Below are 15,272 nucleotides of genomic sequence, written 5' to 3' on the forward strand. Positions count from 1 at the left end.
GAGCAACTAGGCTCGATTCGTGGCGATCCCGAGGCAGCTCCCCAATGCGATCACGATCGCGCGCATCCTGTGCGCGCCGGTCTTCCTGTGGATGCTGCTGGCCGATGGCGGTGCCGACGGCGCGCTGCGATGGTGGGCTGCGGTGCTGTTCATCGTGGCCATCGCCACCGACGGGATCGACGGCTATCTGGCCCGCAAGCACGACATCGTCACGGATCTCGGCAAGCTGCTCGACCCGATCGCCGACAAGGCGCTCACCGGCTGCGCGTTCGTCGGGCTTTCGATCCTCGCCGAACTGCCCTGGTGGGTCACCGTCGTGGTGCTGGTGCGCGAGGTCGGCGTCACCGTGCACCGTCTGATCGTGGCCAGCGACCACGTGGTGGCGGCGGCGTGGATGGGCAAGCTCAAGACCGTCGCCCAGGCCGTCGCGCTGTCGCTCGCACTGCTTCCGCTGTGGACGGTGGTGGGGGAGTGGATCCACTGGGTCAACCTCGTGACCATGACCATCGCCGTGCTGCTCACCGTCGCCAGCGGAATCGACTACATCGTCGCGGAGGTGCGCGGCTCACGGCGCGCACGACGCGGGGCGGCCTCGTGAGCCCGTTCCGCTCCGCTCCCGATCCCGACCTGCCCGACGACGCGGAGCAGACCCTCGTCTCGGGGGGACGCCGCAGCCAGGCCGAGCTGCTCGTGGAGCGCCTGCGCGAGCTCGGCTGGACGGTCGGCGTGGCCGAGTCGCTCACGGGTGGCCTGGTGATCTCGTCGCTCGTCGCGGTGCCCGGGGCGTCCGCCGTCGTCCGCGGCGGCATCGTCGCCTACGCGACAGACCTCAAGCAGTCGCTCCTCGGCGTGGATGCGCTGCTGCTCGAAGCGCACGGGCCGGTGCACGAGCGCGTGGCCCGCCAGATGGCGCGCGGTGTGCGCAACGCCGTCGGGGCGGCTGGCCTTCCCGCCGACATCGGCATCGCCACCACCGGCATCGCCGGCCCCGACTCGCCGGACGGGCAGCCGGTCGGCACCGTGCACGTGGCGGTGTCCACCTCGCTCGGATCCCGGGTGGAATCCCTGGTTCTCCAGGGCGACCGCGAGCAGATCCGCAACGCCGCAGCCGTTCACGCCGTCTCGTTGGCGCTCGATGCGCTGTAGCGGGAACAGATCCCGCAGGCCGTGCGTTACTGCAGTCGGATTCTCACCACACGCACAACAAGCGGGATTATATTGACAGCTCTGGTCGTTGTACTGTGTTGCACCCAACGGGAATCGAAAGCGAGAGGGGGCCCGAAATGATCCTGGTTCGTCAAGAGATCGGGGAAGTCCTGCGTGACTTCCGTCTGCAGAAGGGGCGCACCCTCCGTCAGGTTGCGGGTCGCGCCAGTGTCGCGCTGGGCTACCTCAGCGAAGTCGAGCGTGGTCAGAAAGAGGCCTCGAGCGAGATCCTCGCGGCGGTGGCCGATGCGCTCGATGTGCCCATCTCGTCGATCATGCGCGAAGTGGGCGACCGGATCTCCGTGCTCGAAGGCCTGCACACCTTCCCCGACGTCGTCCCGGACGACCTCGTGGCATCGGTGGACGCCGGGCCCGCGCTGTCGCTGCGCTGACGTCCCCCGATGCGCCGCAGCGAGTTCGATCGCGCCGTCGTGGACGAGTTCGGCTCGCGAGGCGCCTCTCTGGTCGCCGACCTCGCCTTGTCGGGCGCCGGCGGTCTGACCGCCCGTGAGGCGCTCGATGCCGGGGTCGCCGCGCGCGAGGTGTGGGCGGCGCTCTGCGAAGAAGCCGATGTGCCCGTCGCCCGGCGCTACGGCGTGGGACGCATGGACCCGCGCCGACGCTGATCCGTCCGCTGCATTCGCACGTTCGAACGAAGCGGTGCGGCGTGTCGTCGAAGGTGTGTTCGATAGGAGCGTAGGCTCCTGCACAGACGGTGTCGAGAGCGAGTCATCCCCGATCACGGGAGGCGGCCGACCCAATGTCGGAGGCCCTCCGTAGCGTGGAACCCGTCATCGCACACCACACGCCTTGTCGCAGCATCCAGCCCACCCGGGCAGAGCGCGTCAGCCTACAGGCGACCGACCGCGAGCAGAAAAGAGCACGTCATGCCCTCACCCGCTGACCGCGAGAAGGCCCTTGAATCGGCCCTCGCCCAGATCGACCGGCAGTTCGGAAAGGGCTCGGTCATGCGACTGGGCAGCGACGAGCGCGCGCCCGTGGCTGTCATCCCCACCGGCTCCATCGCCCTCGACGTCGCCCTCGGCGTGGGCGGACTGCCCCGTGGTCGCATCATCGAGATCTACGGTCCGGAGTCGTCGGGTAAGACGACCCTGACCCTGCACGCCATCGCCAACGCGCAGCGCGCCGGCGGTATCGCCGCGTTCATCGACGCCGAGCACGCGCTCGACCCCGACTACGCGCAGAAGCTCGGCGTCGACATCGACCAGCTGCTCGTGTCGCAGCCCGACACGGGGGAGCAGGCGCTCGAGATCGCCGACATGCTGGTGCGCTCCGGGGCCGTCGACCTGGTGGTCATCGACTCGGTCGCAGCCCTCGTACCCAAGGCCGAGATCGAAGGCGAGATGGGCGACTCCCACGTCGGCCTGCAGGCGCGTCTGATGTCGCAGGCGCTGCGCAAGCTCACCGGTGGGCTCAGCCAGACCAACACCACGATGATCTTCATCAACCAGCTGCGCGAGAAGATCGGCGTGTTCTTCGGTTCGCCCGAGACCACCGCCGGCGGTAAGGCGCTGAAGTTCTACGCGTCTGTCCGTCTCGACATCCGTCGCATCGAGACGCTGAAGGACGGCACCGACGCGGTGGGTAACCGCACGCGTGTGAAGGTCGTCAAGAACAAGATGGCGCCGCCGTTCAAGCAGGCGGAGTTCGACATCCTCTACGGCACCGGCATCTCCCGCGAAGGCAGTCTCATCGACTTCGGTGTCGAGCACGCGCTCGTGAAGAAGTCCGGCGCCTGGTACACGTACGAGGGCGACCAGCTGGGCCAGGGCAAGGAGAACGCCCGCAACTTCCTGCTGCGCAACCCCGACATCGCCAACGACATCGAGACGAAGATCAAGCAGAAGCTGGGCATCGGCCAGCCGAAGGTCGTCGAGGAGCCGGCGTCCGACGAGCTCGCGGCACGCCGCCCGGCCTGATGGTCCGGTTCGAGAGCGACGGGGGCGTCCCGGAGGACGCCGAAGGGATCGCCCCCGTCATCCCGCTGTTCGGCGGACGCCGGTCCGCACCCGCGCCGGAGCCCACGCGGGGCGCCGGCGCCGGAACCGCGACGGTGGAGCCGGTGCGGGGCGACGTCGCGCAATGGCGGTCCACCTGGGATGCGGGCCTCGACCCGGTCCTGGCCGAGGAAACCGACGAGGAGCGCGCGGACCGCGTGGCCGCGGCCGAACGGGTGCTGCTGAAGAAGCTCCGCGCCCGCCAGCTCTCCGTCGCCGAAGCCCGCGCCGCCGCCGTCGAGCGCGAGCTGCTGCCCGACGAGGTCGAGACTCTGCTCGCCTCGTTCGAGCGGCTGGGCTATCTCGACGACGCGCGGCTGGCCGAACAGCTCATCCACGCCGGCACGCAACGCAAGGGTCAGGGCCAGCGGGCGATCGCGCAGACGCTCTCATCGCGCGGCATCCCTCGCGACGTCGCCGAAGAGGCACTGGCGGAACAGCCCGACGACGAGGCGGAGCGAGCCCTCGAGTTCGCTCGCACGAAGGCACGTCAGCTCGAGAGTGTCGACCAGGAGACCGCGATGCGTCGCTTGATGGGGCAGCTGTCCCGGCGCGGCTATGCGGGCTCGGTCGCCGCGTCAGCCGCGCGCACCGCCCTGGCGGAGAGCCGCACGGGCGGTGGCGTGCGCTTCCGCTGACGCCCCCGATGCACGCAACGGACGAAGCGCCGGGTCCCGCAGACTCGGCGCTTCGTCCACTCCGGTCGACGTGCAGCCAACGGAATCTAGAATGGGCACATCATGACCTCTCCGTCCGCTTCGCCCACGCTCATCGCGCCGTCGTTCGCCGCGCACACCGCCGACGGTCGGCCCCGCACCTATGAGGTGCGCACCTTCGGATGCCAGATGAACGTGCACGACTCCGAGCGACTCTCCGGTTCGCTCGAAAGCGCCGGCTACGTGCGCGCCGACGCCGGCACCGAGGCCGACGTGGTCGTCATCAACACCTGCGCCGTGCGCGACAACGCCGCCGGCAAGCTGTACGGCACCCTGGGGCATCTGAAGTCCCGCAAGGACAATCACGAGGGCATGCAGATCGCCGTCGGCGGCTGCTTGGCGCAGATGGACAAGGAGACGGTGCAGCGCAAGGCGCCGTGGGTCGACGTCGTCTTCGGCACGCACAACATGGGGTCGCTGCCGAGCCTGCTCGAACGCGCACGGCACAACGGCGAAGCGGAGCTCGAGATCCTCGAATCCCTCGAGGTCTTCCCCTCGACGCTTCCCACGAAGCGCGACTCGGTGCACAGCGGCTGGGTGTCCATCTCCGTGGGCTGCAACAACACCTGCACGTTCTGCATCGTCCCGAGCCTGCGGGGCAAGGAGAAGGACCGCCGGCCGGGCGACATCCTGAACGAGATCCGGCTGCTCGTCGACGACGGTGCGATCGAGGTCACCCTGCTCGGGCAGAACGTCAACTCCTACGGCGTCGAATTCGGCGACCGTCAGGCGTTCGGCAAGCTGCTGCGGGCGGCGGGCGAGATCCCGGGGCTCGAGCGCATCCGGTTCACCAGTCCTCACCCCGCGGCCTTCACCGACGACGTCATCGCGGCGATGGCCGAGACCCCCGCCGTCATGCCGCAGCTGCACATGCCGCTGCAATCCGGCAGCGACAGTATCCTCAAGGCGATGCGCCGCTCGTACCGGTCGTCGCGCTTCCTCGGCATTCTCGACCGCGTGCGCGAGCGCATCCCGCACGCCGCGATCTCGACCGACATCATCGTCGGGTTCCCCGGAGAGACCGACGCCGACTTCGAAGACACCCTGCGGGTCGTCGAGGCGGCGCGCTTCGCGAGCGCGTTCACCTTCCAGTACTCGATCCGCGAGGGCACCCCCGCAGCGACCATGCCCGGCCAGGTGCCGAAGCACATCGTGCAGGAGCGCTACGAGCGCCTGCTCGCGCTGCAGGACCGCATCAGCCTCGAAGAGAACCAGAAGCAGGTCGGCCGCGAGCTGCAGGTGCTGGTGTCGACAGGTGAGGGCAAGAAAGATGCCGCGACGCACCGGCTGACCGGTCGCGCAGAGGACAACCGGCTCGTGCACTTCGAAGTGCCCGCCGGCTCGGCGCTCCCGCGTCCGGGCGACGTGGTGACCGCAGTCGTGACGCATGCGGCGCCCTTCCACCTGCTTGCGGACGCCCCGGACGGTGCGCCCCTGCGCATCCGGCGCACGCGTGCGGGTGACGCCTGGGATCGCTCGCAGGCCGAGTCGTGTGGGGTGCCTGCTCCCGCAGGCGACTCCGGTGCGCCCCGCGCGGTGTCGCTCGGGCTGCCGTCGCTGCGCATCGGCGTCTGAACCCGGTGAACACGGCGGCTGCACCGCGCCTGTGGGCTGTCGTCGGCGCCACCGGCACCGGCAAGACCACGCTCTCCCTCGACCTCGCCGAAGCCCTCGACGCCCGGGGGCATCCGGCCGAGATCGTGAACGCCGACGCCATGCAGCTGTACCGCGGCATGGACATCGGCACCGCGAAGCTGCCCGAGTCCGAGCGGCGCGGCATCCCGCACCACCTGTTCGACGTCCTGCGGCCCGCCGACGAGGCAGCCGTGGCCTGGTACCAGGACCTCGCGCGCACGACGATCCGCGAAATCCACGACCGCGGCGCGGACGCGATCCTCGTCGGCGGGTCGGGGCTCTACGTCTCCAGCGTGCTGTTCGACTTCCGCTTCCCGCCGCGCGATGAAGCGGTGCGCGCGCGCCTGGAGGCCGCGCTCGAGGCCGAAGGGCCCGGAGCGCTGTACACGCGACTGCGCGAGCTCGACCCGGCGACGGCGGAACGGGTCGACCCGCGCAACGGCCGACGCATCGTGCGGGCGCTCGAAGTGCTCGAGCTCGGCGAGGCGACCCATGGCGCTGCCCTCCCGGACGCACCCCAGCTGTGGCACGAGCCCACGACGATCCTCGGGGTGAGCATGCCCCGCGACGAACTCGTCGCCCGCCTCGACGCCCGGGTCGAACGGATGTGGGCCGCCGGACTCGTCGACGAGGTGGCTCGCCTGCGCGCCGACGGCCTCGAGGACGGGGTCACCGCGCGTCGCGCGATCGGCTACGCCCAGGCACTGGCGGAATTGGACGGGCGGATGCCGCACGTCGACGCCGTGGCCGAGACGCAGGCGCTCACCCGCCGTTACGCGCGGCGCCAGGTCTCGTGGTTCAAGCGGTACCCCGACGTCACGTGGGTCGCACCCGGCGCCTCGGCGGCCCCGCTTCTGGGCAGCTGGCGTTCCGCCGCCGCGGACGCAGCGGGACTCGACGCCGCGGAAGGTCGGAGAGCCGAACCCCGACCGTAGACTGGACGGATGCCGCAGACCCTCCCGTTCACCAAAGGCCACGGCACCGGCAACGACTTCGTGATCGTCGCCGACCCCGACGGGGCCCTGGACCTCAGCGACGACCAGGTCGCCATCCTCTGCGACCGCCGGTTCGGCATCGGCGGCGACGGCATTCTGCGCGTCGTGCGCTCCGCGGCGATCGAGGCGGGCCACGACGCTGCGGCATCCGGCGCGGAGTGGTTCATGGACTACCGCAACGCCGACGGCTCGGCCGCCGAGATGTGCGGCAACGGCGTGCGGGTGTTCGCGCGGTACCTCGTGGACACCGGCCTTGCCGCGCTTGCCGATGGCGGCCACCTCGACATCGGCACGCGTGCCGGCGTGAAGCGGGTCACCCGGTCGGTGGACGGATTCGAGGTGGATCTGGGCGTCTGGCGCACCGAGGAAGACGACGTGCTCGTGCGCGCCCGAGGCCTCGACGTCGCCCGCCCCGGCCAGGGGATCGACGTCGGCAATCCCCACGTCGTCGTCGCCCTCCCCGCGCAGCGCGAGCTCGAAGGCCTCGACCTCACCGTGCAGCCGGTGCTCGACCCCGCGCCTCGCCACGGTGCCAACATCGAGTTCGTCGTCCCGGCCGATCCGCTCGTGAGCGGCGGCGTCGGCGCGATCACCATGCGCGTGTTCGAACGCGGCGTGGGGGAGACCCTCAGCTGCGGCACCGGGGTCGCCGCCGCGGCTCTCGCGGTGCGGCATTGGGCGGGGCCTGCCGCGCCGGACGCCTGGCAGGTGGACGTTCCCGGCGGCAGGCTCGGAGTCCGCGTGCGCACGGAGGACGACGGCGAGCACGTGCTGCTGTCGGGACCGGCGACCCTGGTCTTCACCGGCGAGGTGGCGCTGGCCTGACCGCGGCGTGCCCTGCGCGGGCGCGGGCGCGGGCGCGGTTCAGGGCAGCGTGATCTCCGCCGTGGCGGGGGAGCCGTGCCGGCGTACGCGAATGACGCGGAAGCCGCGCGCCGTGGCAGCCCGGTGCACGCTGTAGCCGTCGGCGAACGTGGCATCCAGCCACCGCTGCAGCGAATCCGAGCCGAGGTTGCGCTGCACGACCAGCCAGGCGTCGCTGCGCTCGGACAGGCGGGGGATCCAATGCTGCAGCATGCCGTGCAGCACGCTCTTGCCGACCCTGATGGGCGGATTCGAGCGGATCGAGCGGAAGGAGACGCCGGAGGGAACATCGTCGGGCAGCACGGCGTTGATGTTGGAGAGCCCCAACGCCTCCGCGTTGCGGCGCACGAGATCGAGTGCCCGCTCGTTCACGTCGACGGCCCACACCGTCGCGTGGGGAGCGTCCATGGCCAGCGACAGGGAGATCGGACCCCAGCCGCAGCCGAGGTCGAGCAGATGTCCACCGGGCGGAGGCGGTGGAGTGTTCGCCAGCAGTACCGCCGTTCCGGAATCCACATGATCCGGGCTGAATACCCCGCCCGCCGTCGTGACCTCGACGGCGCGGCCTGCGAGGGTCACACGGATGCGGCGGAGATCATCGGGACTGGACGGGGACGCACTGAAGTAGTGATCGTTCCCCATCCTGCGAGCGTAGCGGAGGCCACCCGCAGGGCGGAAAGCTAGAGTTTGAGGATGCCGCGGTCAGTGGCATCCCGAAAGGAATACATGACAGACACCACCATCCCCGACAACGCCGACTCGACGCCGGTCGACCCGGTGGATCGGGTGCTGGCGCGCGCAGAGCTGCGCTCGGGCGTGAAGGTCACGACGTTCGGCGAGCGTGGAGAGAACCACCCGCTGGGCGCAGCGCAGGCGCTGCAGGACGAGTCGACCGCCTACGGCGACAGCGACGGCGACCAGTGGGACCGCGAAGAGCGCGCGGCGCTGCGGCGCGTGCCAGGGCTCTCCACCGAGCTCGAGGACGTCACCGAGGTCGAGTACCGTCAGCTGCGGCTCGAGAACGTCGTGCTCGTGGGCGTGTACCCGCAGGGATCGCAGGAGGACGCCGAGAACTCGCTGCGTGAACTCGCGGCGCTGGCCGAGACCGCCGGCGCTGTCGTGCTCGACGGCGTGCTGCAGCGGCGTCCGCACCCGGACCCGGCCACGTACGTGGGTCGGGGCAAGGCCCAGGAGCTGCGGGACATCGTCGCGTCGGTCGGCGCCGACACCGTCATCGCCGACACCGAGCTCGCGCCCAGCCAGCGGCGCGCGCTCGAGGACGTCGTGAAGGTGAAGGTCATCGACCGCACGACGGTGATCCTCGACATCTTCAGCCAGCACGCGAAGAGCCGTGAGGGCAAGGCGCAGGTCGAACTGGCGCAGCTGGAGTACCTGCTGCCGCGTCTGCGTGGCTGGGGCGACTCGATGAGCCGTCAGGCCGGTGGCCAGGTGGGCGCCGGCGGCGCGGGCATGGGATCCCGCGGTCCCGGTGAGACGAAGATCGAGCTCGATCGTCGCCGCATCCGTACCCGCATGGCGCTGCTGCGCCGCCAGATCCGCGACTTCGCACCCGCGCGCGACGCCAAGCGCGCCGAGCGCAAGCGCAACACGATCCCCTCCGTCGCCATCGCGGGGTACACCAACGCCGGCAAGTCCAGCCTGCTCAACCGGCTGACCAGCGCCGGTGTGCTCGTCGAGAACGCGCTGTTCGCGACGCTGGATGCCACGGTGCGCCGCTCCGAGACCGCGGACGGCCGGGTGTACACCCTCACCGACACCGTGGGATTCGTGCGCAACCTGCCGCACCAGCTCGTCGAGGCGTTCCGCTCGACGCTGGAAGAGGTGGCCGGGTCCGACGTCATCGTGCACGTCGTGGATGCCGCGCACCCCGACCCCGCGAGCCAGCTCGCGACGGTGAGGGACGTGATCGGCGACGTCGGTGCCCGCGACATCCGCGAGATCGTCGTGTTCAACAAGGCCGACCTCGTGGACGAGGACACCCGGCTGGTGCTGCGCGGCCTCGAGCCCGACGCGCTCTTCGTGTCGTCGCGCACGGGCGAGGGCATCGACGAGCTGCGCGTGGCCGTGGAGGAGGCGCTCCCCCTTCCCGCCGTGGAGGTGCACGCGCTCGTGCCGTACGACCGGGGCGACCTCGTCTCGGCCGCGCACGAGACGGGACACATCCTGACCCAGTCGCACGAGGAGGAGGGCACGGCGCTGCACGCGCACGTCTCCCCGCGGCTGGCGGCTGAGCTGGAGCGGTTCCGCACCGACGCCTGAGTCCGTTGCCCGGCGGGTTGCTCGCCGGGCGGTGGCGCGTGCTCGCGGGGTGGCGCGTGCTCGCCGGGCGGCGGCGCGTGCTCGCGGCGCGCGCCGGCGCGCTGGGTCGCGCCGGGGCAGCCGCGCCCGCGGGTCAGCCGGCGGTGGTCAGCTGCAGGGTCGGCACCCCGGGGGTTTCGAAGCCGAACACCTGTCCCAGGAACGACAGCTCCGACTCCAGTGCGTTGGCGATCGTCTCGCCACGCCGGAAGCCGTGCCCCTCGCCCTCGTACAGCACGTACGCGTGCGGCACTCCGCGCGCGGCCAGGGCGTCGCGGATGGCCTCGGACTGCGACGGCGGCACCACCTCGTCCTCGGCGCCCTGCAGCAGCAGCACCGGCACGCGGAACCGCTCCGGGTGGCTGAGGGGCGAGCGCTCGACGTAGACCGCTTCCGCCTCGGGAAGGGGCCCGATGAGCCCGTCGAGGTAGCGGGCCTCGAAGTCGTGGGTGTCCTCCGCGAGCGAGCGGGCATCACCCACGCCGTAGCGTGAGATCCCGGCGGCGAACACGTCCGTCCCGACGAGCGAGGACAGCACGGTCCACCCCCCGGCCGAGCCGCCCGCGATCGCGAGGCGTGCGGCATCCGCCCGGCCCTCGGCAGCGATCCCCGCAGCGGCGGCGGCCACGTCGGCGACATCCGCGACGCCCCACTGGCCGCGCAGGCGCTCGCGGTAGGCGCGGCCGTATCCGCTCGAGCCGCCGTAGTTCACGTCGAGCACGCCGATCCCGCGACTCGTGAGGTAGGCGATCTTTCCGGATGCCGCACCCGCCACCTGGCCGGTGGGTCCGCCGTGGACGAAGACGACGTAGGGCGGGAGTTCGCCCTCAGGCGCTTCGGCGACGGGGCTGGTCGGCGGGTAGTCGTAGGCGTGCACCGGGCCCAGCGGCCCGTCGACGGTGAACGGCCGGGGGTGCGGCATCCACTCGGCATCCCACGCTGCTTCGCCGCCCGCGATCAGCACCGCGTCCGCCGGACGGTCGACGTCCACCAGCCACAGCCCGGACGGCAGGGTCGCGCCGGCCCCGGTGAGCAGCACGCGCGTCCCGGCCGCGTCCTCGACCGACACCCCCGCGGTCGGTGGCACCCCGAGCGGCCGTGCGGTGCCGTCGGGGTCGATGACGACCACTTCGTCGTCGCCGTTCGTGCGCACGGCCGCGAGGCGTGCGTCTTCGAGCACGGCGAACCAGCGCTGACCGAGGCTCCACAGCGGTCCGCCGGTGTCGGCATCGGCGGGCGACACCGGCTCGGCCGCCGCGGTCGCTGCCGGGTCCGTGCGCCAGAGGTTCCACCGTCCCGTGGCGTCGTCGGCGTAGACGAGCGTCGTGGCATCCTGCCACTCCGGCTGCAGCGCCGAAGCAGTGCCGGAGGTCACGGCGCTCACGGGCGCCGCGCCGTTCGTCTCGCGCCGGGCGACCATCACCCGGCTGCGGTCCCACGGCATGTCGGGGTGGTTCCAGGCGACCCAGGCCAGGTGGCGGCCGTCCGGGGAGAGCGCCGGCTGGGCCACGAAGTCGCTGCCGCCCGCCAGCGGGACCACGCGCGCGTCGCCCGCGGTGGCGATCTCGACGATGTCGCGCACCGGGCGCGGCCCGCGGGTGTGATCCTCGCGCACGGCGAGGAGCGTGCCGTGCTGCCATCTCAGCCCGCCGAAGCGCACGTCGCCGGCGGCCGGGGTGAGCGGGGTGGGCTCGCCGTCGACAGGAAGGGCGTAGACCCGCTGGTCGGTCTTCTCGACGAAGAACAGGATGCCGTCGGGCGAGGCCGTCCACGATCCGCCGCCGTACTCGTGCACGCGGGACCGCGCGTTCCAGGGCGCGGGGAGCACATCCGACGCCGTACCGTCCGGGGTGCGGCGGCGCACGGTGGTGCGACCGCCTTCGCTCGGCACCGTCTGACCCCACCACACCTCGTCGCCGACGAACCCCGCCCCCTCGATCCGCGGCGATGCCGCGGCGACCTCCGCGGCGGAGAGGGGAGAGGGCCAGGAACCGTAGGGGAGGACGTCGACCATGCCCCCACGTTACGCGGGGACACACAACGGCACAGACCGTCACAGGACCGCCGCCGGGGGAGCCTCCTGGCTACCGTTGCCCCATCGTCGCCTCGCCCCGCACGGGGGCAGGGCAGGAGCGACAGCCGAGCCCGGCACCCGCCCGCGAGAAACGCACCCGGTGTGCGTGGATGCGGCCGCATGGGCCGGGTCCCCTGAACCCTGAGGAGGCGAGATGAGCCTGCTGCCCGAGGCGAGCGCACCGTCGGTGCCGTTCTCGTTCGAGCTCTACCCGCCGCGATCACCGGCGGCAGCGGAAGGGCTGCACGAGACGATCCGGCTGCTGGCCGAGGCGCGGCCGAGCTTTCTCTCGGTCACCTACGGGGCCGGCGGGTCGACCGGAGGGGATTCCCTCGCGGTGCTGCGACACATCCGGCGGACGACGTCGGTGGAGCCGCTCGCGCACCTGACGTGCGTCGGAAACACCTACGCCGGCGCGACGGCTCTCATCCGCGAGTTCCTCGACGCCGGCATCACGAGCTTCCTCGCCCTCCGCGGCGACCCGCCGGCGGGCGTCGGCGAAGACGAGACGTTCCTCGGCGACCTCGAGAGCGCGGCGCAGCTGGTGCAGCTGATCGATCGTGTGCAGGCGGAGCGTGCCCCCTACACGGAGGCGGCGATCCCGGGTCTTCCCGGCGCCGCACGCGTGCAGTCCCGTCCGCGCGCCCAGATCGCCGTGGCGGCGTTCCCGATGGGGCATCCCCGCTCGAGGCACGCCGGTCAGCACCTCGATGCGCTCCTGGCGAAGCAGGCGGCGGGGGCGACGCTGGCGATCACCCAGCTGTTCTTCCACCCCGATGTCTATCTCGCCTTCGTCGAGCGGGCGCGGGCCGCCGGTGTGACCATCCCGATCCTCCCCGGCATCATGCCCATCACCTCACCCGCGCGCCTCCGCAGGGTGCTCGAGCTCACGGGCGAGGAGCTGCCCGCCGAACTGGCGATCGCCCTCGAGGTCGAGCCGACGGCAGCCGGCCAGCGCGAGATCGGCGTGACCGCCGCGGCGCGGCTGGCGAGCGAAGTGGTCGCGCATGGCGCGCCCGGCGTGCACCTCTATGCCTTCAACGACCACCGCGTCGTCCTGGCCGTCCTCGGCGAGGCCGGCATCCTCACCCCACACAAGGAGACCGCATCATGACGACCGCAACGTTCCCCGACGGCACGATCCTCGGCTACCCCCGCATCGGGCGCGACCGCGAGCTGAAGCGGGCCGTCGAAGCCCACTGGGCCGGGTCCCTGGACGAAGCGGGGCTCGAGAGCGCCGCTGCCGACCTGCGGCGGGCCACCCGCGCGCGGCTCGTCGAACTGGGGCTGGGGCGGGTGGACTCGGCCGTGCCGGAGAGCTTCTCGTTCTACGACCAGGTGCTCGACGCCGCCGTTGCGGTCGGTGCTCTGCCCGCCCGGTTCGCCGACCTGCGCGACGACGACGGAGGCATTCCACTCTCGGCATACTTCGCGGCGGCGCGCGGCGACGGCGACCGGCCGCCGCTCGAGATGACCAAGTGGTTCGACACGAACTACCACTACCTCGTGCCCGAGATCGGGCCGGAGACGGCGTTCGCGCTGTCGACGGACCGCTTCGCCCGCCAGGTCGCCGAGGCGAAGGCCGACGGCGTGACCGTGCGGCCCGTCGTCGTGGGACCGGTCACCCTGCTCGCGCTGGCGAAGGCGACGGATGCCGCGCCCGAGGGCTTCGACCCGCTCAGCCGCCTCGAGGACCTGCTGCCGGTGTACCGGGATCTCCTCGCGACCCTGCGTGCGGCCGGGGCGGAGTGGGTGCAGCTCGACGAGCCCGCACTTGTGAGCGAGAGCCTGCCGACGACTCCGCAGCGCCTGGCCGAGGCGGCCGCACGCGCCTACACGGTGCTGGGCTCTGCGGCGGACCGCCCCGCCATCCTGGTCGCTGCCGGCTACGCCCAGCTCTCGCCGTCGGCGTGGGCGGCACTGGCCGCCGCTCCCATCGAGGCCATCGCGGTCGACCTGCACCGGGGCGCCGTGCCGCCGGCCGTCGATGGATTGGAAGGCAAGACCCTCGTGGGCGGCATCATCGACGGACGCAACGTCTGGCGAGGCGACCTGGATGCCGCGTGGGAGCGTCTCGTGGCGCTGCGGAACCTCGGCGCCGCGGCGGTTGCCGCGGGCACGTCCACGTCGCTCCAGCACGTGCCGCACGACGTCTCGGACGAGTCGGGTCTCGATCCCCGCCTGGCGTCGTGGCTCGCCTTCGCCGATCAGAAGGTCGGTCAGGTGGTGGCCCTCGCGCGCGGCCTTTCGCAGGGCAGGGCGGCGATCGACGACGACCTCCGGGCCGCTTCGCAGGCGCTGACGGACCGGCGGTCGGCACCGGGGGTGCGCGATGGCGCGGTCCGCTCGCGCGCAGGGGGGCTCACCCCGGGCGACTACCGGCGTGTGCCGGCTCGCGAGCGCGAGCAGGCGCAGACAGCGGCACTGGGCCTTCCGGTGCTCCCCACGACGACCATCGGGTCGTTCCCGCAGACCCCCGAGATCCGCCGCGCCCGCGCCGCGCACGCCGCCGGGCGTCTGGACGGCGAGCAATACCGGGAGTTCCTCCGCGACGAGATCCGGCAGGTGATCGCGCTGCAGGAGCAGCTCGAGCTCGACGTGCTGGTGCATGGTGAGGCGGAGCGCAACGACATGGTGCAGTACTTCGCCGAGAACCTCGACGGATTCGCGGTGACGCGCAACGGGTGGGTGCAGTCGTACGGCTCACGGGCGACGCGGCCGTCGATCCTCTGGGGTGACGTCGCGCGGCCGGCCCCCATCACCGTCGCCTGGTCGGCGTATGCGCAGAAGCTCACCGCGAAGCACGTCAAGGGCATGCTGACGGGACCGGTGACGATTCTCGCGTGGTCGTTCGTACGCGACGACCAGCCGCTCGCCGAGACCGCCGACCAGGTCGCCCTGGCGCTGCGCGACGAGATCGCCGACCTCGAGGCCGCGGGCCTGCGCATCGTGCAGGTCGACGAGCCGGCGCTGCGGGAGCTGCTGCCGCTCAAGACGGCCGACCAGGCGGCCTACCTCGACTGGTCCGTTGCGGCGTTCCGGCTCGCCACCGCCGGGGCCGCGCCGGCCACCCAGGTGCACACCCACCTCTGCTACTCGGAGTTCGCGGTCGTCATCGAGGCGATCGCAGCGCTCGACGCCGATGTCACCTCCATCGAGGCCGCCCGCAGCCGCGGCGAGGTCATCGCCGACATCCGCAACTCGGGCTTCGCGCGCGGCGTCGGGCCGGGCGTCTACGACATCCACTCTCCCCGTGTGCCGTCGACGGACGAGATCGCGGCGCTGCTGCGGCGCGCGGTCGACGAGCTTCCCGTCGGACAGGTGTGGGTCAACCCGGACTGCGGGCTCAAGACCCGCGGCTACGACGAGACGGTGCGCTCGCTGGGGAATCTGGTGGCGGCCGCACACGCCGTGCGCGAGGAGGTCGCCGCGCGCGTCTGACCGG

At 71.9% G+C, this 15,272-nt stretch carries 14 protein-coding genes; 12 read left to right on the forward strand and 2 right to left on the reverse strand.

What is annotated here, in order from left to right; all coding sequences use genetic code 11:
* The first annotated feature begins 19 nt into the window (after positions 1-19).
* The 9 genes from pgsA (at position 20) to dapF (ending at position 7,395) form a co-directional block, all read left to right on the forward strand.
* Positions 20-598 (forward strand): CDP-diacylglycerol--glycerol-3-phosphate 3-phosphatidyltransferase, encoded by a 579-nt coding sequence (pgsA, locus tag QNO14_RS04435; protein ID WP_257494937.1) that lies wholly within the window; start codon positions 20-22, stop codon positions 596-598.
* Entirely contained in the window at positions 595-1,146 is a 552-nt protein-coding gene (locus QNO14_RS04440; RefSeq protein WP_374114023.1) for a CinA family protein, read from the forward strand. The genes pgsA and QNO14_RS04440 overlap by 4 nt, the downstream gene beginning before the upstream one ends.
* Positions 1,147-1,283: 137 nt before the next feature.
* A complete protein-coding gene (locus tag QNO14_RS04445) occupies positions 1,284-1,598 on the forward strand; it encodes a helix-turn-helix domain-containing protein (protein ID WP_257494936.1) in 315 nt (104 codons plus the stop codon).
* Between the two features lie 9 nt (positions 1,599-1,607).
* Complete coding sequence (locus QNO14_RS04450) at positions 1,608-1,832, forward strand: DUF3046 domain-containing protein (protein ID WP_257494935.1); 225 nt, start codon at positions 1,608-1,610, stop codon at positions 1,830-1,832.
* Positions 1,833-2,093: 261 nt separating this feature from the next.
* Positions 2,094-3,146: a recombinase RecA gene (gene recA, locus QNO14_RS04455; protein WP_257507114.1), complete on the forward strand. Its 1,053-nt coding sequence runs from the start codon at positions 2,094-2,096 to the stop codon at positions 3,144-3,146.
* Positions 3,146-3,862 (forward strand): regulatory protein RecX, encoded by a 717-nt coding sequence (locus tag QNO14_RS04460; protein ID WP_257494933.1) that lies wholly within the window; start codon positions 3,146-3,148, stop codon positions 3,860-3,862. The genes recA and QNO14_RS04460 overlap by 1 nt, the downstream gene beginning before the upstream one ends.
* A gap of 102 nt (positions 3,863-3,964) precedes the next feature.
* Positions 3,965-5,515: a tRNA (N6-isopentenyl adenosine(37)-C2)-methylthiotransferase MiaB gene (gene miaB / locus QNO14_RS04465; RefSeq protein ID WP_257494932.1), complete on the forward strand. Its 1,551-nt coding sequence runs from the start codon at positions 3,965-3,967 to the stop codon at positions 5,513-5,515.
* A 5-nt stretch (positions 5,516-5,520) separates the two neighbouring features.
* Positions 5,521-6,510, forward strand: a complete 990-nt coding sequence (gene miaA, locus QNO14_RS04470) for a tRNA (adenosine(37)-N6)-dimethylallyltransferase MiaA (RefSeq protein WP_257507115.1) — start codon at positions 5,521-5,523, stop codon at positions 6,508-6,510.
* A 9-nt stretch (positions 6,511-6,519) separates the two neighbouring features.
* A complete protein-coding gene (dapF, locus tag QNO14_RS04475; protein WP_257507116.1) occupies positions 6,520-7,395 on the forward strand; it encodes a diaminopimelate epimerase in 876 nt (291 codons plus the stop codon).
* Between the two features lie 39 nt (positions 7,396-7,434).
* On the opposite strand, the gene QNO14_RS04480 is transcribed toward dapF, so the two are convergent.
* Entirely contained in the window at positions 7,435-8,076 is a 642-nt protein-coding gene (locus QNO14_RS04480; RefSeq protein WP_257494929.1) for a class I SAM-dependent methyltransferase, read from the reverse strand.
* 84 nt (positions 8,077-8,160) lie between these two features.
* Between QNO14_RS04480 and hflX the strand changes: the two genes are divergently transcribed.
* Positions 8,161-9,714 (forward strand): GTPase HflX, encoded by a 1,554-nt coding sequence (gene hflX / locus QNO14_RS04485; protein ID WP_257494928.1) that lies wholly within the window; start codon positions 8,161-8,163, stop codon positions 9,712-9,714.
* Between the two features lie 133 nt (positions 9,715-9,847).
* On the opposite strand, the gene QNO14_RS04490 is transcribed toward hflX, so the two are convergent.
* Positions 9,848-11,767, reverse strand: a complete 1,920-nt coding sequence (locus tag QNO14_RS04490; RefSeq protein WP_257507117.1) for a S9 family peptidase — start codon at positions 11,765-11,767, stop codon at positions 9,848-9,850.
* A 214-nt stretch (positions 11,768-11,981) separates the two neighbouring features.
* On the opposite strand from QNO14_RS04490, the gene QNO14_RS04495 reads away from it, so the two are divergent.
* Positions 11,982-12,941 carry a methylenetetrahydrofolate reductase gene (locus QNO14_RS04495; RefSeq protein WP_257494926.1) on the forward strand — a complete coding sequence of 320 codons (960 nt, stop codon included), beginning with the start codon at positions 11,982-11,984 and terminating at the stop codon, positions 12,939-12,941.
* The gene (gene metE, locus QNO14_RS04500; RefSeq protein ID WP_257507118.1) at positions 12,938-15,268 is read left to right on the forward strand and encodes a 5-methyltetrahydropteroyltriglutamate--homocysteine S-methyltransferase; all 2,331 of its coding nucleotides are present in this window, start codon (positions 12,938-12,940) and stop codon (positions 15,266-15,268) included. Before QNO14_RS04495 ends, metE begins: the two co-directional genes overlap by 4 nt.
* Positions 15,269-15,272 lie beyond the last annotated feature (4 nt).

The organism is Microbacterium sp. zg-Y625, assembly GCF_030246925.1.
Classification (GTDB): Bacteria; Actinomycetota; Actinomycetes; order Actinomycetales; family Microbacteriaceae; genus Microbacterium; species Microbacterium jiangjiandongii.

Coding starts and splice junctions, on each gene's coding strand:
- QNO14_RS04445 (WP_257494936.1), top strand. CDS start 1,284: ATGATCCTGGTTCGTCAAGAGATCGGGGAAGTCCTGCGTGACTTCCGT.
- QNO14_RS04450 (WP_257494935.1), top strand. CDS start 1,608: ATGCGCCGCAGCGAGTTCGATCGCGCCGTCGTGGACGAGTTCGGCTCG.
- recA (WP_257507114.1), top strand. CDS start 2,094: ATGCCCTCACCCGCTGACCGCGAGAAGGCCCTTGAATCGGCCCTCGCC.
- QNO14_RS04460 (WP_257494933.1), top strand. CDS start 3,146: ATGGTCCGGTTCGAGAGCGACGGGGGCGTCCCGGAGGACGCCGAAGGG.
- miaB (WP_257494932.1), top strand. CDS start 3,965: ATGACCTCTCCGTCCGCTTCGCCCACGCTCATCGCGCCGTCGTTCGCC.
- dapF (WP_257507116.1), top strand. CDS start 6,520: ATGCCGCAGACCCTCCCGTTCACCAAAGGCCACGGCACCGGCAACGAC.
- QNO14_RS04480 (WP_257494929.1), bottom strand. CDS start 8,076: ATGGGGAACGATCACTACTTCAGTGCGTCCCCGTCCAGTCCCGATGAT.
- hflX (WP_257494928.1), top strand. CDS start 8,161: ATGACAGACACCACCATCCCCGACAACGCCGACTCGACGCCGGTCGAC.
- QNO14_RS04490 (WP_257507117.1), bottom strand. CDS start 11,767: ATGGTCGACGTCCTCCCCTACGGTTCCTGGCCCTCTCCCCTCTCCGCC.
- QNO14_RS04495 (WP_257494926.1), top strand. CDS start 11,982: ATGAGCCTGCTGCCCGAGGCGAGCGCACCGTCGGTGCCGTTCTCGTTC.
- metE (WP_257507118.1), top strand. CDS start 12,938: ATGACGACCGCAACGTTCCCCGACGGCACGATCCTCGGCTACCCCCGC.